Source organism: Novosphingobium sp. BW1 (assembly GCF_008107685.1).
Classification (GTDB): domain Bacteria; phylum Pseudomonadota; class Alphaproteobacteria; order Sphingomonadales; family Sphingomonadaceae; genus Novosphingobium.
The window spans coordinates 16505-35308 of record NZ_VIRF01000089.1 but is presented as its reverse complement, the minus strand read 5'-3'; the positions used below and the strand labels follow the sequence as shown (position 1 = coordinate 35308).

21 protein-coding genes are annotated in these 18804 nt (G+C 66.9%); 9 read left to right on the top strand and 12 right to left on the bottom strand.

The window, feature by feature from the left end:
* Window positions 1-113: 113 nt before the first annotated feature.
* On the bottom strand, window positions 114-1361 hold the full coding sequence (locus FMM79_RS17085) for a UbiH/UbiF/VisC/COQ6 family ubiquinone biosynthesis hydroxylase (RefSeq protein ID WP_148628649.1): 1248 nt from the start codon (window positions 1359-1361) through the stop codon (window positions 114-116).
* Window positions 1358-3016: an alkaline phosphatase family protein gene (locus FMM79_RS17080; RefSeq protein ID WP_148628648.1), complete on the bottom strand. Its 1659-nt coding sequence runs from the start codon at window positions 3014-3016 to the stop codon at window positions 1358-1360. Before FMM79_RS17080 ends, FMM79_RS17085 begins: the two co-directional genes overlap by 4 nt.
* 107 nt (window positions 3017-3123) lie before the next feature.
* On the opposite strand from FMM79_RS17080, the gene FMM79_RS17075 reads away from it, so the two are divergent.
* Together FMM79_RS17075 and FMM79_RS17070 are read left to right on the top strand one after the other, a co-directional pair.
* Window positions 3124-5175, top strand: coding sequence for a protein-disulfide reductase DsbD (locus FMM79_RS17075; protein WP_148628647.1), 2052 nt, complete (start codon window positions 3124-3126; stop codon window positions 5173-5175).
* A gap of 148 nt (window positions 5176-5323) precedes the next feature.
* Entirely contained in the window at window positions 5324-5932 is a 609-nt protein-coding gene (locus tag FMM79_RS17070) for a hypothetical protein (protein WP_148628646.1), read from the top strand.
* A 101-nt stretch (window positions 5933-6033) separates the two neighbouring features.
* Here the strand turns inward: FMM79_RS17070 and FMM79_RS17065 are convergent, their stop codons facing one another.
* Together FMM79_RS17065 and FMM79_RS17060 are read right to left on the bottom strand one after the other, a co-directional pair.
* Window positions 6034-6654: a YceI family protein gene (locus FMM79_RS17065; RefSeq protein ID WP_148628645.1), complete on the bottom strand. Its 621-nt coding sequence runs from the start codon at window positions 6652-6654 to the stop codon at window positions 6034-6036.
* Between the two features lie 37 nt (window positions 6655-6691).
* Window positions 6692-7294, bottom strand: coding sequence for an FMN-dependent NADH-azoreductase (locus tag FMM79_RS17060; RefSeq protein WP_148628644.1), 603 nt, complete (start codon window positions 7292-7294; stop codon window positions 6692-6694).
* A gap of 188 nt (window positions 7295-7482) precedes the next feature.
* On the opposite strand from FMM79_RS17060, the gene FMM79_RS17055 reads away from it, so the two are divergent.
* Window positions 7483-8364: a LysR family transcriptional regulator gene (locus tag FMM79_RS17055; protein WP_162528536.1), complete on the top strand. Its 882-nt coding sequence runs from the start codon at window positions 7483-7485 to the stop codon at window positions 8362-8364.
* 55 nt (window positions 8365-8419) lie between these two features.
* Window positions 8420-8875 (top strand): thioredoxin TrxC, encoded by a 456-nt coding sequence (gene trxC, locus FMM79_RS17050; protein ID WP_148628642.1) that lies wholly within the window; start codon window positions 8420-8422, stop codon window positions 8873-8875.
* 532 nt (window positions 8876-9407) lie between these two features.
* Here the strand turns inward: trxC and FMM79_RS17045 are convergent.
* The 8 genes from FMM79_RS17045 to FMM79_RS17010 all read right to left on the bottom strand — a co-directional run bounded on the left by FMM79_RS17045 (window position 9408) and on the right by FMM79_RS17010 (window position 15777).
* On the bottom strand, window positions 9408-10172 hold the full coding sequence (locus FMM79_RS17045) for a sigma-70 family RNA polymerase sigma factor (RefSeq protein ID WP_148628641.1): 765 nt from the start codon (window positions 10170-10172) through the stop codon (window positions 9408-9410).
* Entirely contained in the window at window positions 10169-12298 is a 2130-nt protein-coding gene (locus FMM79_RS17040; RefSeq protein ID WP_148628640.1) for a flagellar biosynthesis protein FlhA, read from the bottom strand. The genes FMM79_RS17045 and FMM79_RS17040 overlap by 4 nt, the downstream gene beginning before the upstream one ends.
* Entirely contained in the window at window positions 12295-13233 is a 939-nt protein-coding gene (locus tag FMM79_RS17035) for a lytic transglycosylase domain-containing protein (RefSeq protein ID WP_240339279.1), read from the bottom strand. The genes FMM79_RS17040 and FMM79_RS17035 overlap by 4 nt, the downstream gene beginning before the upstream one ends.
* Window positions 13234-13306: 73 nt before the next feature.
* A complete protein-coding gene (locus FMM79_RS17030; RefSeq protein ID WP_240339278.1) occupies window positions 13307-13639 on the bottom strand; it encodes a flagellar protein FlgN in 333 nt (110 codons plus the stop codon).
* Between the two features lies 1 nt (window position 13640).
* On the bottom strand, window positions 13641-13955 hold the full coding sequence (locus FMM79_RS17025; protein WP_148628639.1) for a flagellar biosynthesis anti-sigma factor FlgM: 315 nt from the start codon (window positions 13953-13955) through the stop codon (window positions 13641-13643).
* A gap of 124 nt (window positions 13956-14079) precedes the next feature.
* Window positions 14080-14583, bottom strand: a complete 504-nt coding sequence (locus tag FMM79_RS17020; protein ID WP_148628638.1) for a flagella basal body P-ring formation protein FlgA — start codon at window positions 14581-14583, stop codon at window positions 14080-14082.
* Between the two features lie 85 nt (window positions 14584-14668).
* Entirely contained in the window at window positions 14669-15103 is a 435-nt protein-coding gene (locus FMM79_RS17015; RefSeq protein ID WP_148628637.1) for a hypothetical protein, read from the bottom strand.
* The gene (locus FMM79_RS17010) at window positions 15100-15777 is read right to left on the bottom strand and encodes a MotA/TolQ/ExbB proton channel family protein (RefSeq protein ID WP_240339277.1); all 678 of its coding nucleotides are present in this window, start codon (window positions 15775-15777) and stop codon (window positions 15100-15102) included. Before FMM79_RS17010 ends, FMM79_RS17015 begins: the two co-directional genes overlap by 4 nt.
* A gap of 265 nt (window positions 15778-16042) precedes the next feature.
* Here FMM79_RS17010 and flgB point away from each other — a divergent pair, with 265 nt between their 5' ends.
* The 5 genes from flgB to FMM79_RS16985 are packed head-to-tail and all read left to right on the top strand — an operon-like array spanning window position 16043 to window position 18796.
* A complete protein-coding gene (gene flgB / locus FMM79_RS17005; RefSeq protein WP_148628635.1) occupies window positions 16043-16390 on the top strand; it encodes a flagellar basal body rod protein FlgB in 348 nt (115 codons plus the stop codon).
* 2 nt (window positions 16391-16392) lie between these two features.
* The gene (gene flgC, locus FMM79_RS17000; protein ID WP_148628634.1) at window positions 16393-16800 is read left to right on the top strand and encodes a flagellar basal body rod protein FlgC; all 408 of its coding nucleotides are present in this window, start codon (window positions 16393-16395) and stop codon (window positions 16798-16800) included.
* Window positions 16797-17162: a flagellar hook assembly protein FlgD gene (locus FMM79_RS16995; RefSeq protein WP_148628633.1), complete on the top strand. Its 366-nt coding sequence runs from the start codon at window positions 16797-16799 to the stop codon at window positions 17160-17162. The genes flgC and FMM79_RS16995 overlap by 4 nt, the downstream gene beginning before the upstream one ends.
* Before the next feature lie 25 nt (window positions 17163-17187).
* On the top strand, window positions 17188-18003 hold the full coding sequence (locus tag FMM79_RS16990) for a flagellar hook-basal body complex protein (protein WP_148628632.1): 816 nt from the start codon (window positions 17188-17190) through the stop codon (window positions 18001-18003).
* A 25-nt stretch (window positions 18004-18028) separates the two neighbouring features.
* Window positions 18029-18796 (top strand): flagellar basal body rod protein FlgF, encoded by a 768-nt coding sequence (locus FMM79_RS16985; RefSeq protein ID WP_148628631.1) that lies wholly within the window; start codon window positions 18029-18031, stop codon window positions 18794-18796.
* The last annotated feature ends 8 nt before the right edge of the window (window positions 18797-18804 follow it).

Sequence of the window (18804 nt, the reverse complement as noted above, 5' to 3'; positions counted from 1 at the left end):
TGGCTGAGAAAGGTGAGGTCGCCGGGTTTGGGGTCAAGGGGTTTTACCCCCTTGAGAAATTCACTTCCACCTACCCCTTGGCGGAGACTCTGAACGCCGGGGCGTCCTCTTCCCTAACCTTGCAAAAGCTCGGGAAGCTTGCCCGACATTCCCCTCGCCTCGTCCATGAAGAAGCGCTTAAGGGCAGGCAGGCGCTGGACCGCGCCCATGCCCAGACGGCGCACCGCACTTGGCACGCGGCCCGGAATGCCGAAGAGGCGCGTGAGCGTGTCGGTCGCGGCCATGACCATGACCGAATCGAGGCTACGCCACTTCTCATAGCGCGCCAGCAGCTGCGCATCGCCCGGCTCAAGCCCCAGGCGCATGCCCTCGCTCAGAACTTCGACCAGCGCGCCCACATCACGCAGGCCCAGGTTCAGGCCCTGCCCCGCAATCGGGTGCATACCATGCGCGGCGTCACCGATGACCGCGAGGCGCTCGTCGACCACGTTCACCGCGTGATGGAAGCGCAAGGGGTAGCTCATGCGCGGCGCCGAGAGTTCGATATCGCCAAGGATACCGTGCATCTTCTCGGCGACTTCGCTGAGGAACATCGCATCGCTCATCGCGATAACGCCCTTGGCGTCCTTCTCGGCGACCGTCCAGACCAGCGCACTGCGGTGGCGCCCCTCTCCATCATCGAGCAGCGGCAGCAGGGCGAAGGGCCCCGCAGGATAGAAGATTTCCCAGGCTGTGCCGCCGTGCGGCTTGGAGTGGAACAGGCCCGTCACCATTGCGCGGTGCTGGTAGTCCCACTTGGCCATCGAGAACCCGGCTTCATCGCGCGTGGGCGACTGGCGCCCTTCGGCCGCGACCAGCAGCGAGGAGGTGAGGATGCGCCCGTCACTCAGCTCGACTTCGACCCCGTGGGGGCCGCGATCACGGCGCACCGCCTCGGTCTTGACGTGCCAGGCGATGTTGGGCTCGTCCTTGGCCGCCTCAAACAGCGCGAGGCGCAGATCACGATTGGCGTACATGCGGCCCAGCGTGCCCTCGTCGGGCTTGGGCTGGAAGTCGATCCGGCCCGGCTTCATGCCATCGGTCACCGCGATCGAATCGATCGCGCAGCCCAGCGGCTCGAGCCGCTTGCCAAGACCGATATTGCAGAACAGGTTCCAGCTCGCGGTGGAGACCGCCGAGGCACGGCCGTCCGCGCCCTCGGCAACGAGGTCCGCCGGGTCGGCACGGTCGATCACGTGGCTGGAGATCCCGGCCCGGGCCGCAGCCAGCGCTAGCGTCATGCCGACGAGACCGCCGCCCAGGATGATGAGATCGCGGCGCTCCTTTGCGCCAGTCGGGATGCGTATATCCGAGTCGCTCATGAAGAGCAGCTATCGGCCTCCGACGCATCAATGTCGAGACATCTTCCATCCCACGTCCCCTCCGGAGCGGAGAGCCCGACGGTGGCGGCAAGAGTAGGCGCGATATCAACGGTTTCGACCGGATCGGGCTGCTCGAAACCCTGGATCCCGGCACGCCAGAACAGCATCGGCACGCGGCGGTCATAATCCCACGGGCTGCCATGGCTGGCGACCTTGAAGGGCTTGGCCTTGCCCGGAACCAGGCCCCGGCGGGTCAGCATCTGCACCTCGCCCGAGCGCCCCGGCACATAGGAGGCGCGCACCTTCTGAAGGTCCGTCCAATCCTGCGGGGCGCCTTCGGGCATCGGCTCGGCCATGATCTCCTCATGCGCGAAGGCGGCCTCGATCTGCGGGTTGGCGCGCAGGACGTCGAGCAGGCTTGCCACCACGGTCTGCTTGCTTTCTCCCTTGAGGCCGGGCGCGAGCCACACGCTGCCCGATTCCCCTGCGCCGTACAAGAGGTGCCCGCTCGGTACGCTCACGCCCGTGCGTCGGGTCACTTCGGCCTCGAGCGCGGCGGCCCTCAGCGAGGGATCGACGCGGCCCGCATGCGGGTTGCCGCGCAGCTGCTGACGCTCAGGCGCATCGAAGCCGCCATGGTCGGCGCTCAGCACCACCTCGTAGTCGATCCCGCGCGCGTCGAGGGCATCGAACAGCGTACCGAGCGCGGCGTCGAGCGTGTTCATCTGGATGCACATTTCCACACCTTCGGTGCCGAAGGCATGGCCGACCTTGTCGGTGGAGGAGAAGCTGACCGAAAGCAGGTCGGTGACACCGTCCTTCCCCATGCCCAGCTCATCGACGAGGCGCACGGCCATGTCGGCGGTGGCGAGATCGCCGCGCGGGCTCTGCGAGAAGGCTTCGTAGTCGCCCGCCTTCAGCGGGAACTTGTAGGTACCGATGGTGAAGTCGCCGATCGGCGTAGCGCGGTCGAGGCGGGTGCATTCGCCGGGGACCGGCATTGCGGGGGCCCCGGCCGCGACCTTGCGGGCGATCTCGGCATTGTATTGCGCCACGTTTTTGGAAACCTTGCGGTCGAGGAAGGTCGTGTAGCCCTCTTCGCCAAACCAGTAGACGGCATCGGTGTCGTGACCGCTCATCATCACGGCGGCCCGATCCTTGACCGAGACCGCCGCGTTGATCGTGCGGGAATCGCGCTTCTTCATGAGGTCGCCCAGCGTCGGCGCCTTGAGATGCACAGGGCTGACCACCGGCTTGTCGGACGAGCTACGTGGATCACGCTCGTCCTCGACACAGTAAATTTCCTTGTCGGCGCGCGCGAGCGCGGGATCCATCCAGCCGTTCGCCGGAATGCCGGTGCGCGCAGGATGAACGCCGGTCAGCAGCGTGGAGTGGCCCGGGCAGGTCTCGGTCGCCGCGTGGGACTGGTAGCCCGAGGGGAACACGACCCCATCCAGCAGGCGCGTGAAGCCCTTGGAGAAGCGCTGGCGGTATTGCGCGAAAAGATCGGAAGAGAACTGGTCGACCGAGATCGCAACGATCAGCTGGGGCGCGGCCTGGGCTTCGGGCGCGGCGTCCCGAGCAAGGGCCGGTGTGGCCATTGCGGCTGTGGCAAGGCCGGTCGCAAGAGCGAGGGTAGAAAGACGCAGGCGCATGGGTGTTCCTTGAATTGTCGGCGCGCACCGGGCACAGGCGGGAGGGCCGCCAATTCCGAAGGGAGCGAACGGCAGGAAACTCGCACATGGGGCGCAAGGTAAGTTCTATGAATTCGCGTCGTTATAGCCTGTTTTTGACACGTATATGTCAACTCCTTGCCGCGCTAACCCTGCTTGTCTCGGCCTCGGTCGTCCTCGCCGCCCCCAACCATATCGCGGCCAGACTGGTGGCTGCGCCCGGCGCCAAGGCGGGCCAGGAGACGACCTTGGCCATCGCCATGAGCCCTGAAAAGGGGTGGCACGGCTACTGGCTCAACCCGGGCGATGCGGGTCTTGGCATGCAGCTGGAGTGGAGCCTTCCCGAAGGCGCACGCGCAGGCGAGCAGCACTACCCGGTGCCCCACACGTTGCTGGTCGCGGGCCTGATGAACCACGTCTACGAGAGCGATTACGCGGTGCTCGTGCCCCTGACCGTGCCGGCCGACGCCAAGCCCGGTGCGCGCATCCCGATTCGCGTAAAGGCGCAGTGGCTGGCCTGCACCGAGGAAATCTGCGTCCCCGAACGCGCAGAACTCGCCACCGAGGTCGTGCTAGGGCTGGCCGATCCCAAGGCCGAGGCCCGCTTTGCCAAGTGGCAACGCGCGCTACCCGCCCCGCTCGATGCGCCTGCGACCAAGGTGCTGGACGCCAAGGCGCTGCGCCTCGCGGTCCCGCTCCCCGCTTCGGTCGAGCTGGAAAACCCGCATGTCTTCCTCGCCCAGGACAAGGTGGTCGACTACGCGGCCCCTCAGATTTTCGCCCGCAAGGACGATACCCTCCTCGTCACCATCCCGCGTGCCGACTTCGCTCCGCGCGACCCCGAGGTCCTCGACGGCGTGCTCAAGCTCGACGGTTTCGGCAATGGCCTCGCCTTCACGGCCAAGCCGGGCACCGTTCCCATCGGCGGAACCCTGCTCAAGAACGCGGACACACCTGAGTTGCCCGCTCTGCCCTGGCTGCTGCTTGCTGCGCTGGCAGGTGGCCTCATCCTCAACGTGATGCCCTGCGTATTCCCGATCCTCTCCTTGAAAGCCATCTCGCTGGCGCGGGCGGGGGAGAGTGAAGCCCATGCCCGGATTGAGGGGCTGGCCTATACGGCAGGCGTGGTGCTGGCCTGCCTTGCCCTTGGCGGCATTCTCCTCGCGCTTCGCGCCGGGGGCGAACAGGTGGGCTGGGCCTTCCAGTTGCAGGAGCCGGTCGTGGTCGTTGCGCTGCTGCTGCTTGCCGCCACGATCACAGCCAATCTCCTCGGTCTCTTCGAGTTTGCCGTTCCCGGCTTTGCCAGCGAGGGTAGCCCGCAAGGGGCCTTTGCGACCGGACTTCTGGCTGCCTTCGTAGCGACGCCCTGCACCGGCCCCTTCATGGCGAGCGCGATGGGCGCAGCGCTCCTGCTGCCGGTGGTGCCCGCCCTTGCGCTCTTTGCCGCGCTGGGGCTGGGGATTGCCCTTCCGTTCCTGGCGGTTGCCTTTGTGCCCGCTCTGCGCACCCGCCTGCCCCGCCCAGGCAAGTGGATGACCACCTTCCGGCGCTGGATGGCGCTCCCCATGGGTCTGACCGCGCTCGCGCTCGGCTGGCTGGTCTGGAAGGTCGGGGGCGAGGTCTACTTCGCCGTCACGCTGCTGTTCGCAGTGCTGCTGGTACTGGCGCTATTCGGCGTGGGGCGCGCGCAGCGCAAGGGTCGCAAGGCCCGCCCGGCGGCGCTGCTGGCGCTGTTCGACGCGCTTGCCTGCCTTACGCTCCTGCCCGCCGCCGCGCCCAAGCCTGTCGAGGCCGCCTCGATCCTGGCCACCCGCCCCTTCAGCGCTGAAGCGCTGGCCGCTGCGCGTAGCCAGGGCAAGCCGGTCTTCGTGTGGATGACGGCAGACTGGTGCCTGACCTGCAAGGTCAACGAGAACGTCGCCATCGAGCGCGAGGAGACCCGCGCGGCCTTCCAGGCGGCCGATGTCGTTGTCCTGCGCGGCGACTGGACCCGGCGCGATCCCGAAATCACCCGCTACCTGACCGAGCAGGAAGCCGCTGGGGTTCCGCTCTACGTCTGGTACCCGCCGCAAGGTCCGGGCGAAGTGCTGCCTCAGGTACTGACGCCCTCGCTTCTGGGCGAAAGAGCGGCCGGCGGCTGAGTGCTTGAAGGCGCATACTGGGGGCGAAGTGCAGGCCTTGCGGGAACCCCACGGCCATCCTGCGGTTGCATTGAGTAGATCACGAAATAGCGCTGCCCGTTTTTCCCGCGTTTGCCGGATCGCGCCGCGCTCTACCTGGAGGTGTGCCGTGACCGACCTGCCCATGGCCGAATGGCTTGCCAACCTGATCCTCGCGACCGGTGTCGCGATGCTGTTGGGGAGCGTGGGCCTTGCCACATTAGGCTACTTGCGCGCACGAAAGCGCATGGCCAGCCTTCTCGCGACAAAGCCCAATGTCGCTTGGGCGCCTCTATCCCGAGATGAGGAAGTTCGCCTGCTTGCGCCCCTGCTGCCCGAGCAGCGCCAGCGCTTCATCCACGACTGGCGCGTCGTTCAGGCTCGCGCTGCCGAGAGCCCGGCCAACGCCCTGATCCTTGCCGATGTGCTGGTCGCGCAAGTCCTGGATGCCTGTGGCCATCCCCTCATGCTCGAGCGCGCCCATGGCACCCTTGCCGCGAGTGAAAGTATGACGCGCGAGGAAGAGATCGCCCACACCTACCTGCTCGGCCACGCCAGCGTCACGCGCCTCGCCCGCGGCTGGCCCGGCGAAGACGAAATCCGCATCGCCCTTGCACGCTATCAACTGGTGTTCGACGAACTCATCAACGAGCCGGACGAGGAAGCCCCTGCCTTCACGTTGCAACGAGGACGGATCGTCGCGCTCGACAGCCCGGTCGCGCCGCGTTTCGACGGTTAGTCCACCTCACCCGCACCAAAAGAAAAGGACATGGCCTCAACCGGGAAGCCATGTCCTTTTCCGTATCCAGCCTCAGAAAAGGCGCGTGTAAGGAAGGGGGATTACTCGCCCTTCTCGAAGGCTGCACTGATGCGAAGGCTCACTTCGTCGCCCACGGCGGGGACGTAGTTCTTTACCCCGAAGTCCGAACGGGTGATCGTACCCGTCGCATTGAAACCCAGGGTGTAGGCCTTGCTCATCGCGTTCACACCGCCCGCATTGAAGCTGGCGTGGAGCGTCACCGGCTTGGTCACGCCGTGGAAGGTCAGGTTGCCGGTCACGTCGGCGGTACGCTCGCCGGTGCGCTTCACCTTGGTCGAGACGAAGGTGATCGTCGGATAGCCCTCGGCGTCGAACCAGTCGGCCGAGACGAGCTCCTCGTCGAGCGTTGCGTTGGTGGTGCTGACGGTTTCGACGGGGATCGAGACGGCAAGCTTGGTTTTCTCGATCTTGGCGGGATCGATCGAGAGCGAGCCGGTCACGTCGGCGAATTCACCGTACCACTCGGTAAAACCGAAGTGCATGACCGAGAAGCCCACGCGGGTGTGCGAGGTCTCGACCTTGTAGGAGCCGGCCTGCGCGGCGGCGGGCGCGGGATCGGCGGCCTGGGCGTGGAGGATGGCGGGAACCGAAGCCAGCAGGGCAGCGGGGATCAGGGCGGACTTCAGGAACGAACGGGTCATGTGCAAAAACTCCTTAAGGGGGGCTGGGCTGACAGGCTCAGGCGAGCTTGGCAATCGCGGCCTTGGCGTCGGCAATGGCGCTGGCGGCGGCTTCGGGACCGAAGGCCATGCCCTCGGCGGTCACGACTTCGACGTCGGTCACGCCCATGAAGCCCAGCAGGCCCTTGAGGTGCGGCATGCCGAAGATGACGCCCGCGTCATCGTCGTACTTGCCCGCGCGCGACTGGGCGACAATCGCCTTGGTCTTCTTCACCAGGCCCTCAGGGCCCTGTTCAGTGTACTGGAAGGTGGTCCCGGCGCGCAGCACGTAGTCGAACCAGGACTTGAGCGTGGAGGGAAGCCCGAAGTTGTAGATCGGAAGACCGATCACCAGCACGTCGGCGTCCATCACTTCGGCGATCAGCGTGTCCTGCAGTTCGCGCGCTTCGAACGAGGCGTCGGTCATCGTGTCGCCGACGGGCGCGGCGCGGCCAATGCCGACCAGGCTGCCCGAATTGATGTGCGGAACGGGGGCGGTGTCGAGGTTGCGCTCAACAACGACGGCGTCTTCGCCCAGCTCGGCAAGGTAGGTGTCGATCAGCTGGTTGCTGACGGACGCGGCGCCGGTGGCGGCCGAACGAACGACGAGGTACTTGGTCATGATGCTTCTCCGAAATTGGCAAATGGCGGCAAACAGTTGGAAGGCGGTTGCGGGGGGATGCGTTTACCGCCGGGGCTTCGCTGGAAGCTTGTCCATGGAGATAGTCCTTCTGGTTTTGCATGACCATTGGCGATATGAGCATAGTCTCCATGCAAAAACGGATAGAAGGTACCACTGGGGGTGGGACGATGAACTGGGACGACATCCGCACTTTCCTCGCCATAGCACGGGCGCGCAGTCTTTCGGGCGCCGCGCGCGAACTCGGCCTGAGCCAGAGCACGATGAGCCGCCGTCTCGTTGCGCTGGAGGAGCGCAGCGGCGCGCGCCTGCTGCTCAAGACCCCGCACGGCTACAAACTCACCCCGCTGGGCGAAAGCGTGCTCGCCAACGCCCAGCGCATGGACGAGGACGCGATGGCGCTGGAACGCGTGGTGCAGGGACGCGACGTCGCGCTGTCCGGACTAGTGCGCCTCACCACGGTCGAGACACTCGCCAACCGGCTCATCCCCGTTGCCGCGGCCCGGCTGCGCGAGGATTATCCGGGCATCGCCATCGACCTGCTCTCCGACACCCGCTCGCTCAGCCTGATCGAGCGTGAGGCCGACATCGCCATCCGCATGGTGCGCTTCGAGCACAACGAACTGATCTCGCGCCGCATGGGTACGATGGTCTGCGCGCTCTACGCCAGCCCCGACTATCTCGCCGCGCACCCCGAGCCGCTCACCGATCCCGGCCATTGCCTGATCACCGTCATGCCCGATATGGCTCACCAGGCCGAAGCGCGCTGGCTCCTGGAAAAGGCACCCGAGGCGCAGGTGGTCTACCGCAGCAACAGCCGCGACGCGCAGGCAGGCGCGGTGCAGGCAGGGCTCGGCATTGCATGCCTGCCGCAGTACCTCGCCGAGACGATGCCGGGTGTCGTGCGCCTGAAGGAGCAAGGGCTTGGCCCCGCGCGCGAAATCTGGCTGGGTGTCCACCGGGACTTGCGTGACATGCCGCGCATCCGCGCCGTCATCGACGCGCTCGACGCCGCCTTCAAGGCCGAACGCCTGCGCTTCCTCGTCGCCTGAGCGCCCTTCACAGCCGCGCCGCGCCAGCCCATATCATAGTCAAGGAGATCACCCCATGACCACGCCCGAAAGCAAGATCGTCGTCTGCCCCTCCTGCGGCGCCTCGAACCGAGTTCCTACCGCAAAGCTGGGCGCAGGCGGCACCTGCGGGCGCTGTCACGCGGCTCTGTTCAACGGCAAACCGCTGGTGCTGACCTCGGCCAACTTCGATGCTCATGCAGGAAAGGGAGACCTTCCCCTGCTCGTCGATTTCTGGGCGAACTGGTGTGGCCCCTGCCGCCAGATGGCGCCTGCCTTCGAGGCTGCCGCCGCCCGGCTCGAACCCATGATACGTCTGGGCAAGCTCGACACTGAAGCCGAGCAGGCCATTGCCGGGCGCTGCGTGGTCCGCTCGATCCCCACCCTAGTGCTCATCCACAAGGGCCGCGAAATCGCGCGCCAGTCGGGCGCGATGCCGCCTCAGGCCATCGTGCAGTGGGCGCAGGGCACGATGATGGGAATGGCAGACTAAGCCGCCGATGCCTGAGAAATGGACGACGAAGGCCCGCTTGATCGCCATTAGGGCCTTCTGGATCGTCTGGTGCTCGATCCCGGTAGCCATGAAGGCCTTTCTGCCTTCGCTGGAGGACAACTTGCTCGTGATCCTGCCGTGGGCCGGGTATATCTACCTCAGCTCCCGATTGCTGGCGCCACACTGGCTGGCCTTCCTTGCGACCTCGAAACCGGGAAGATCTCGCCATGGACTATGGCGGAGAACGAAGCTGGGACGCCATGTAGCCGAGCGAGCGCATCGCGCATCTTCTGTGGCCCATTGCTCTCCTGATCCCGGTCGGCGCGTTCCTGATCCATCACCCACCGTTCGAGGACGGGCTGGTCCACTACAACATCGGCTATCTCGAAGAGACCGCCCAACTGCCGGGCGGTTTTCCATGGCGGGACGTGATCGGACAGACCTTCCGCGTCCTGCCCGGGCTCGGTTTCGTTGCGCTCGGGCTGTTCAAGATGCTCCAGCGCTGGCGCTGGCAACATGGTGATCCGCTGGATTAGAGAATGTCCGCCACCCCGGAAAGGCTCTCCCTCAGCTTGGTGAGCGCCTGCGCCTTCAACTGGTGCACGCGCGGGACGCTGACCTGCAGGACCTCGGCGATCTCGGAGAGGTTCAGTTCCTCCACGAAATAGAGTGAGATGACGAGGCGCAGGCGTTCGGGCAGATCGCCCAGCGCCGCGATCACCGCCTCACGCATTTCCGCGTCGGCCAGAATATCGAGGCTGTCGCGCTCCTCGGTGGCAAAGGCCAGGTTCTGGTCGGAATAGACCTCATCAATGGATTCAAAGCGCATGGGCTGGCTGGAATCCTGCATTGCAGCGAGGTCCATTTCGGCCATGCCCAGCGCCTCGGCCAGTTCGGCAAGCGAAGGTGCACGGCCCAGCGCGGCGCGCAGTTCTTGCTCCTTGGCATCGATGTGGCGGCGGCGCTCGCTGGCCCCGCGCGACATCGGCACGGTCTTGCGGACAAGATCCACCATGGCCCCGCGCACGCGCATTTTGGCGTAGGCGGCAAAGCCGTCCTCGGTCGGCCCTGAATGCTTCTGCGCGCACTCGGTCAGCGCGACGAGCCCCGCCTGCATCAGGTCTTCCAGTTCGATCCCGGGACGGCCCGTGCCGTTGACGTGCCAGGCCAGGCGGCGAACCATCGGGAGAAAGCGGCGAACGCGGCCGGCCACTTCCTCCCGATGCCCTCCCAGGCGCGGACTGCGCGCACCGACCGAGTACGTCGGCGGCGTGAATACGGTCTGATCCTGTTTCATGCCGCCAGACTTTCAGGCGACGATGCCCCCGTCCCGTCCGGCCCGGGCAGACCCGGCGCAGGCGCACGCGGCGCGCCCACCACGTCAATGACCTCGATGGGCTGGGTGGGCGGAAGTTCGGCAATCGAGAGGACGAGGCAGCTGGGCGCGCGCAGGCGAAGCAGCTGGGCGAGCGCGCGGCGCGCGCGCGGCTGCACGACGAGCGCAAGCGGGATCGCCTGCGCCCCGCGGCTGTCGAAAAGTTCGGCGATGCGCTGGCCGATGGTGGCCGCGAGGTCGGGCTCGATCACCGGCTGCCCGGTGACCGGGTCCATCATCCCCGAGACAATCGCGCTTTCGAGCCCGGCATCGAGCGTAACCACGGGCAGGCGCATGTTAGGCGGGCACACCCGGCCCACGATCAGCGCCCCCAGATCCGCGCGCACCAACTCGACCAGACGGTCATGCTCCACCGTCTGCTGCACCGCGCGGCTGAGTGAGGCGAGGATCGGCAGCGGGTGCGCGATGGGAATTCCGTCCTCCAGCAGGTTGCGCAGAAGGCGCGTCAGCGCGGCAAGCGAAAGCGGCTGCGGCGTGATCGTCTCGATCAGGCTGGCCGCGTGGTCTTTCAGCGCATCGATCAGCATCCGCACCTCGTCGGGGCCGAGCAGGTCCTGCGGGCGCTCGGCCAGAAGCTGGTTGAGGTGGGTGGCGATCACGGTCCCTGCGTCCACCGTCAGGAAACCTTCGGCGATGGCGTGGTCGCGCGCGGCGGGATCGATCCAGAGCGCGGGGCAACCAAAGCTGGGGTCCTGCGTCTCCTCGCCCTTCAAAGTGTGCCCCTTGCGCGCCTCCCCCGCGTCGATGGCGAGCACCCTGTCGGCGCGCACGCTCGCCCCGCCCAACGTCACGCCGCCCAGCACGATGCGATAATCGTGCGGCGCCATGTCGAGCGCGTCGCGCACACGAAACTGTGGCACGATGAAGCCGAACGCCTGGCTCAGCTGCTTGCGCACGCCCGTAACGCGGCTGACCAGCGGCGAACCGTGGCGCGCATCGACCAATTGCACGAGGCCGTAGCCCAGTTCGATGGTGACGAGGGTATGGTCGGAGACGTCTTCCAGCTCGATGCGCGCCGGATCGACCGGCTCGGGCACGACCTCGGGGGGCAGGGCCGCGCGTGCGGCGCGTATACGCAAGGCGTGCCAGAGCCACAGAGCGAGCCCCGCGGCCGGCAGGAAAATCGTCTGGGGCATGGCCGGGATGAGGCCGATGGCTCCCAGTACGACACCCACCGGCAGCCAGGTCTCAGGGCTGGCGAACTGCCCACCGATCTGCCCGGCAAGGTCACGCGTGTCGGCTACGCGGGTGACGATGACGGCGGCCGCAATGGAGAGCAGCAGCGAGGGCACCTGCGCCACCAGCGCATCCCCGATGGCGAGCGTGATGTAGGTCTGCGCCGCATCGCCCGCCGACATCTCGTGGCTGATCATGCCCAGGCAGAAGCCCGCGATGATGTTGACGCCCAGGATCAGCAGGGCGGCGATCGCATCGCCCTTCACGAACTTGGATGAACCGTCCATCGAGCCATAGAAATCAGCCTCGGTCGCCACTTCACGGCGGCGCGCCTTAGCTTCGTCGGCGGTGAGGAGCCCGGCGGCAAGGTCCGCGTCGATGGCCATTTGCTTGCCCGGCAGCGCGTCGAGCGTGAAGCGCGCGGAGACTTCCGAAACGCGCCCTGCCCCCTTCGTCACCACCACCAGATTGATGATGACAAGGATCAGGAAAACGAAGATGCCGACGGCGAAATTGCCACCGATGAGAAAGGCGCCAAAGGCCTCGATCACCTTGCCCGCGGCCTCCCCGCCCTCGTGCCCGTGGACCAGCACGACACGTGTCGAGGCGACGTTGAGCGCGAGGCGCAGAAGCGTCGCGAAGAGCAGGACCGAGGGGAAGGAGGAGAAATCGAGCGGCTTGTCCGCGTTCATCGCCGCCATCAGGACAGCGACCGAAAGCGCAATGTTGAGCGTGAAGGACAAGTCGAGGACAATTGCCGGGACCGGCACGATCATCAGGACAATGAGCGTGAGAATGCCGATGGGAAGCGCCAGGGCGCCCGGGTCCTGGATACGCTTGAACAGGTTCACAGGCCGAACCTCGCAAGTTTTCCGTAGGCGTTCTTCACGTTACCCGGCAAGGCCGCCTCCGAGGCCCCAAAGGCACCTTTGAGTGTTTCGGCCATGGAGCGGGCGGGGACGTGCGGCGCGGCGGCGGCCGGGCTGGCCCCGCTATGAAATTCACGTGCGAGCGGCCCCAGGTTGGCAGGCGCCGAACCGGCACTCCGCGCGGCAAGAAAGGCACTGGCCGACGGCATGTCCTTGCCGGACCCGGCAAAGATGGTCGGATCGTACGCCAGCCGCGCCTCTCCGCCGCTCTCCCCCATGGCGCTCGCCATGCGCGCGCGCAGGAGGTTCATCACGCCGCCAACCGAACGGGCCGCGCCCGTGCCGTCATAGAAGATCGCGCGGTTCGCGGCGGCGGCCTTGGGTAGCAGCACCGCAGCGCTCTGTCCGGGGTTGCGGGATAGGGCGCCGAGGAACTCGCTTGCACCTGCCGCGCCAAGGAAATGTGCGAGGTAGAGCTCGGTCGCATCGGGTGCGCGGCCCAGCACAGCCGTCAGCTCCGCGCCGTTGTCGCGCGCGAGTTCGGCAGCCATGCGCGCGGAGGCATCCGCATCGTAGCGCAGCCCCAGGACCTGGCTGCGCAGGCCGGGATCGCGGATACGCCCACCCTCGATGGCCTCACTGACCCATGAGAGGCCGTGGCGCGCACCGTGGCGGTCCAGCGTGCCGAGCCAAGTGCCATTGGTGAACTGGAACAGCCCGGCCGCACTCGACGTGCCAGCCCGGGCCGTGGGATCTAGGCCGGATTCAAGCCGGGCCTGCGCCATGAGATACTGAAAATCGACGCCGGTCGCATCGGCGGCGCGGGCAATGGCCTCGCGCGCCTGCGCGCGCATGGGCGACTGGGCGCGCAGGGCGGCCCCCGCAAAATTCCCGCCGACTGTATCTGGATCGCTCAAGGATGAACTCCCGAATGTCTACTTCGGGACGAGGTCAGCAAGGGCCGTGCCAGATGCACCACCAGCACGCCCCTCAGGCGCGGGCGCCCGTAACGGCGTAAGTGCCCGACGCGCGGTAGAGCTGCGGGCTGCCGGTCAGGGCATCGAGACGGCGCGTGACATTGGCGGCCAGGATGTTGCGCACCTGCCGGTTCACCTCGTTGAGGCGCCGTGCGGTGTCGAGCAGGCCGCGGCATTCCTCGTCGAGGTCGGCGCGCTGCAGATGGTCAAGCTCGCTGCACAGGCGGTCCTTTGCGCCCGTCGCACCGACGATGCCGTCAAGGTCGAGCGCGGCAAGCGCCTGCCGCTCGGTTTCGAGCACGGCAAGCATCTGCCGCAAGGTGCCGGAAAGCTCGCCCCCGGTCATGTTACTTGGGTGTCCGCAACATGACGCCCGCCGCGATCATGGCGTCGGCGATCTGGGCGGGAACGAGGGGGTAGGTGCCGGCTTCCACGGCCTTGCGGATCTGCGAGACGCGGTCGATGTCGACCGGCGCATCGCCGGGATCGAGCGCCGCCGAAGTCTCGACGGCGGGCAGGCTGGGAGCCGGGTTCGCCTCGGGCCGGGCCGAGGCCGGGGCCGACGAGGCGGCCCCTAAAAGTTCTTCACCGCCCGACGGGCGGGCCGGACGCGACGGGATCGATCCGATCGACTGCGCAGGTCCCACTTCGATAGGTGGCATTGTACCGCTCCTTCAAAAAGTCTGCTGCTCAGAACGGCGGCTTCCATCCCGCTTTAAGGCCCCTTCAGAGCGATGATCGAAACCTTGCGTCATCGTTTGCTTTCAAACTCCAATCCCGACGCAATCACGGCAGGGGCACACTGACGAGACCCGGCCGCACGATCCGCGCGCGCATTTCCTCGCCCCGGCCCCGCTGCGCCGTCGCTGGGCGCACCCGGATCCACGCGCCGACAGGGCCCGATTCCAGGGCCTCGCCTGGCTGTGAGACGCTAAAGCCCTGCCCCGTCACCGCGATACTGAGGGCATCCCCGCGATTGACCGCGTCGGGCTGCCGCACGGGAGGCTGGAAAGCGGGCGGCGGCGCACTGCGCACGGGCACGAAAAGACGCCAGCCTCCGACATCGGCGCACTGGACGACGACGCTGTCCTTGGAAGGGCCGCGCCAGGACAGCGCGAGGCTGCTCTGGCAGCGCTGGAGGCGCAGGCGCCGGTCGAGCGGCGTGATCGCTCCCCCGACCGCGCCCACAGGCGCACCTGTAAAGGCCGCGACCTGCCGGTCGATCGCGTCGAGATCGGCGTAGGCAGCGCCTCCGGCAGCCAGCGCCATCAGGATCGTACTCAAGCTCATGCGCGGGACGTGTTTCCTTGCGAACGGACATTTCGTCCCGGCCAGTCAGCAATCTTCATGCCAGATGCCGCCACCCGCGCCGCCTTCAGCGGGGCAGTCCGGCGGCATCGAAAGCAAGCTCCGCCCGGATCATCCCCTGCCCCGGTTCCAGCACGATACGTGCGGCCAGACCTGCCTCGCGCGCCTCGCCCGCCAGCGCCAGCGCCGCTTCGAGCGCCGCGGCCCGGCTCTGCACCCGCGCGGCTTCGTAAGGTGCGGTAATGGTCAGCTGCTGGCGCGGGTCGGGCGCCTGCTGTGTCAGCCAATCGCCCAGTGGCGGCGCATCGGGAAGCGCGATGTAGATCGAGAGCGGCTCGGCCCGTTGCGAACGACCGGCAATCTCTTGCCGCATGGCCGCCGGCGCCTTGCCGCCCGGTTCGGGCGAAGGCGCCGTGCTGACCGCTGCGGCGGTGACCATGAACAGGATCAGCGAGAGATCGGCCAGCGAGGTCTGCCAACTGACCGTGGCGCGCCCGCTCACTTGCGGCGCCCCTGTCCGTTCACAGGCGCATGCCCCTCCTCACCGTGACGCGGCAGGGCAACGCCGACCTGGCTCTCCAGCCAGTCGAGCACCTCCTGCCGCGCCTGCTCCTCGTCCGAGGCGCGGCGCGCGACTGCGCGAGCGAGCGGGGCAAAAACCATGTTGCCCAGAAGAAGGCCATAAAGCGTCGTCAGCACGGCCATGGCGATCGCGCTGGTGAAGCTGCCGTCCTGCCCGCCGCTCGCCGGAAGCTGGCTGAGTGAAATCAACGTGCCGGCCAGCCCCAGCACGGGCGAAAGGTCGGCGGCCTGGTTGAGCGTGCGCACCGCGCGCATGGAACGCGCGGCTCGGCGGCGTTTGTGGGCGAAGTGCGCGGCGTGGAGCGAGGCCACCGAACGCGAGCCGATCAGGGCGCCGGTCGCCTCGTCGAACTCCGCATCGCCGGACAAGTGCGGCTCGGTGCGGATCACGCCGTCCTGGCGCAGATCCTGAACGTGAACGGCCAGTTCCGCCTTGAAGTTCGCCGCATCGAAGCGTTTGCGCAAGAGGCGGCGCAGCGCGACGCAGGCCGCCCCGCTGTCGGTGAACCCGCAACGCAGCAAAGTCGCGAGCAGCGTGCCGCCACCCACAATCAGCGCGGACGTCGCATCGACGAGATTTTCGGGATTGATCACGGGCCGGGCTGTCCTTTGACGACGGGTCTCTTCAGCCAAGAACGGCTCGCACTGGTGTTTTTCAGGCCTGCCCCTGCATTTGCCGCCCTTCCGGCAAAGGCTTGCCGCGCACGGGCCACACGCGGGCCGCAACGCCCAAGAAGGCCCGAAATCGCGCGCCCAGCGCAATTGGCACGTGCCTTGCGAATACCGGGCCGAACCGCCGCGCCACCCTGCGGCAACGTCCACCCCGGCCTGCGACAGGCTGGCACACGAAGGAGCGATCATGCCGCAGGACCTCTTCGGCATTCACGGCAAGGCCCTCGAACTGCGCTCGCAGCGTATGGGCCTCATTGCCTCGAACATCGCGAACGCCGCGACGCCGGGTTACAAGGCGAAGGACATCGACTTTGCCGCCGCGCTCGGCGCCGCGCAAAACGGCACTGCGCTCAAAACCGCGGCCGAGCACGCCACGCGCTACCGGGTGCCAGTGATGCCCGCGCTCGATGGCAACACGGTGGAGCTGCCCAACGAGCAGCTCGCCTTTTCCGAGAACGCGGTCGGCTATTCGACCACGCTCGAATTCATCCGTGGTCGGGTGGACACCCTCAAGCGCGCGCTGCGGGGAGACTGACCATGGCCAATTCGCCCATGACCCTATTCACCCTCGCCCAGCGCGGCATGTCTGCGCAAATGGTGCGGATGAACGCGGCGGCCTCCAACCTTGCCAACGCGGGCACCCTCTCGGCCAGCGAGGGCGAAGCCTACAAGCCGATCCGCCCGGTCTTCGCCGCCGACCTCGACGCCGCGAGCGGCCTCGCCTCGGTCGATGTACGCGGCGTGGTGCGCGAGAACGCCGCCGCGCTGCGCCAGCACACCCCCGAGCACCCGCTTGCCGATGCCAACGGCGACGTCTGGGCCGCGCCCGTCGATGAGAACGCAGAGATGGTCGAGATGCTCGAAGCTTCGCGCCAGTACCAGAACCTGCTCGAGGCCCTTTCCACCGCCAAGCAGCTCATGCTCGAAACGATGAGGCTCAAATGACCATCACCTCGATCAACACCGGCCAGCCCTCGACGCCGACCACGGCAACCCGCGATACGCCGCGCAATTCGCTTGGGGATCTGGGCCAGGCCGATTTCCTGAAACTGATGATGACCCAGCTCCAGCAGCAGGATCCCTTCGAGCCGATGGACCAGACCGCCATGCTGGCCCAGATGGCGCAGTTTTCCTCGCTCGCGGGGACCACTGCGATGGGCGACACGCTGACACGGATTTCCGCACAGATGGAGACGCTGAATCAGACCGGCGTCGCCACCCAGCGCGCCGTCGCAGCCCTCGCCACACAGGTCGAGGCGCTCAACGCCGCGTCCACTTCCTCTTCCCAGACCACCCCCGCCGCCTGAGCGCGCGCAACGAAAGTCACGCCCGATGTCCTATTACACCTCGCTGACCGGCCTCAAGAACGCGCAGACCGACCTCAACGTCATCTCGCACAACATCGCCAACGCCGAAACCACCGGCTTCAAGAAGAGCGATACGGCCTTTGCCGATATCGTCTCCTCCTCGATCCTGACCGACCCCTCGCTCACCACCGGCATCGGTGCACGGGTCAGTGCGATCATGCAGGAGTTCTCGCTTGGCCCGATCGAACAGACCGGCTCGGCACTCGACGTCGCGGTCAACGGCGAAGGGTTCTACACCGTCGTCTCGCCGCTCTCGGGCGAAACCATGTACACCCGCGCCGGCTCGTTCTCGGTCGATGGCAGCGGCTACATCCGCAACGCACAGAACATGCGCCTCCAGGTCTTCCCGGTCGATGCCGCGGGCGCGATTACCTCGCTGGCCACGCTTCAGGACGCGCAGATCCCCGCGCAGAACGGTACGGGCGAGGACTTCGCCGGGGTCACCATCACCTCGGACGGCTCAGTCGTCGCGACGTATGCCGATGGATCGAACGAAACCGTGGGTGTGCTCGCACTCGCCAACTTCATCTCGCCTCAGGGACTGCGCCAGGAAGGCAACGCCAGCTGGACGGCTACAGGCGTCTCGGGGGTTGCCAGCTATGGCCAGCCGGGCTCGGGACTCTACGGGTCGCTCATGGCCGGATCACTGGAACGCTCCAACGTCGAGATCGCCGAGGAACTGGTCTCGCTGATCACCGCGCAGCGTAACTTTCAGGCGAACGCCAAGGCGGTCGATACTGCGACGCAGCTGTCGCAGACCATCATCAACCTGCGCACCTGATCCGCGCCGTGACCGGACCTGAGCGATGGACCGCCTGATCTACACCGCCCTTTCGGGCATGGCCAATTCGATGACACGCGAACGCGTGATCGCCTCGAACATGGCCAATGCCCAGACCATCGGCTTCAAGGCCGAGGTCCTCAACGCCACGCCCATGACGCTCGAAGGCCCGCAGCTCCAGGTGCGTGCCATGTCGAGCGCCGACGTCAAGGGCGCGATGATGAAGGACGGCGCCGTGGTCAACACCGGCAACCCGCTCGACGTGGCGCTGTCGGGCGACACCATGCTGGCCGTTCAGGCCGATGACGGGGGCGAGGCTTATACCCGCCGCGGCGACCTTTCGGTCACCGTGACGGGCGTCCTCCAGAACGGCGACGGATTGCCGGTGATCGGCCAGAACGGTCCGATCACCGTCCCCCCCGGCGCGCGCATCACGATCGGCCCGGACGGCGCGTTGCTGATGGCCGATCCGGCGGTGCCCGAGGCACCGCCAGCCCGGCTCGACGTGATGAAGCTGGTCTCCACCAACGGCTCGACGATCACCAAGACGCTTGCCGGACAGTTTCGCGTTCCCGGTGACGGCATCCCGGGCAGCCCGACCGAGTTCGGCGTGCTGCCGGTGGACGCCAACGCACGGCTGATCCCGCAGTCGCTCGAACAGTCCAACGTCAACGCCTCCGAAGTGCTGGTCGAGATGATCTCGGCCCAGCGCCTCTTCGATCTTCGCACCAAGCTCATCGAAACCGCCCGCCAGCTCGACGAAGGCGGCACGCGGCTGATGCGCCTCGACTGATAGCCCCC

What these genes read in the sequence shown, in the direction of transcription:
- FMM79_RS17075 (WP_148628647.1), top strand. Translation starts at nt 3,124, where the DNA reads ATGAATTCGCGTCGTTATAGCCTGTTTTTGACACGTATATGTCAACTC.
- FMM79_RS17020 (WP_148628638.1), bottom strand. Translation starts at nt 14,583, where the DNA reads ATGAGCTTGAGTACGATCCTGATGGCGCTGGCTGCCGGAGGCGCTGCC.
- flgB (WP_148628635.1), top strand. Translation starts at nt 16,043, where the DNA reads ATGCCGCAGGACCTCTTCGGCATTCACGGCAAGGCCCTCGAACTGCGC.
- FMM79_RS16990 (WP_148628632.1), top strand. Translation starts at nt 17,188, where the DNA reads ATGTCCTATTACACCTCGCTGACCGGCCTCAAGAACGCGCAGACCGAC.
- FMM79_RS17065 (WP_148628645.1), bottom strand. Translation starts at nt 6,654, where the DNA reads ATGACCCGTTCGTTCCTGAAGTCCGCCCTGATCCCCGCTGCCCTGCTG.
- FMM79_RS17085 (WP_148628649.1), bottom strand. Translation starts at nt 1,361, where the DNA reads ATGAGCGACTCGGATATACGCATCCCGACTGGCGCAAAGGAGCGCCGC.
- FMM79_RS17080 (WP_148628648.1), bottom strand. Translation starts at nt 3,016, where the DNA reads ATGCGCCTGCGTCTTTCTACCCTCGCTCTTGCGACCGGCCTTGCCACA.
- trxC (WP_148628642.1), top strand. Translation starts at nt 8,420, where the DNA reads ATGACCACGCCCGAAAGCAAGATCGTCGTCTGCCCCTCCTGCGGCGCC.
- FMM79_RS17025 (WP_148628639.1), bottom strand. Translation starts at nt 13,955, where the DNA reads ATGCCACCTATCGAAGTGGGACCTGCGCAGTCGATCGGATCGATCCCG.
- FMM79_RS16985 (WP_148628631.1), top strand. Translation starts at nt 18,029, where the DNA reads ATGGACCGCCTGATCTACACCGCCCTTTCGGGCATGGCCAATTCGATG.
- flgC (WP_148628634.1), top strand. Translation starts at nt 16,393, where the DNA reads ATGGCCAATTCGCCCATGACCCTATTCACCCTCGCCCAGCGCGGCATG.
- FMM79_RS17060 (WP_148628644.1), bottom strand. Translation starts at nt 7,294, where the DNA reads ATGACCAAGTACCTCGTCGTTCGTTCGGCCGCCACCGGCGCCGCGTCC.
- FMM79_RS17045 (WP_148628641.1), bottom strand. Translation starts at nt 10,172, where the DNA reads ATGAAACAGGATCAGACCGTATTCACGCCGCCGACGTACTCGGTCGGT.
- FMM79_RS17030 (WP_240339278.1), bottom strand. Translation starts at nt 13,639, where the DNA reads ATGACCGGGGGCGAGCTTTCCGGCACCTTGCGGCAGATGCTTGCCGTG.
- FMM79_RS17055 (WP_162528536.1), top strand. Translation starts at nt 7,483, where the DNA reads ATGAACTGGGACGACATCCGCACTTTCCTCGCCATAGCACGGGCGCGC.
- FMM79_RS16995 (WP_148628633.1), top strand. Translation starts at nt 16,797, where the DNA reads ATGACCATCACCTCGATCAACACCGGCCAGCCCTCGACGCCGACCACG.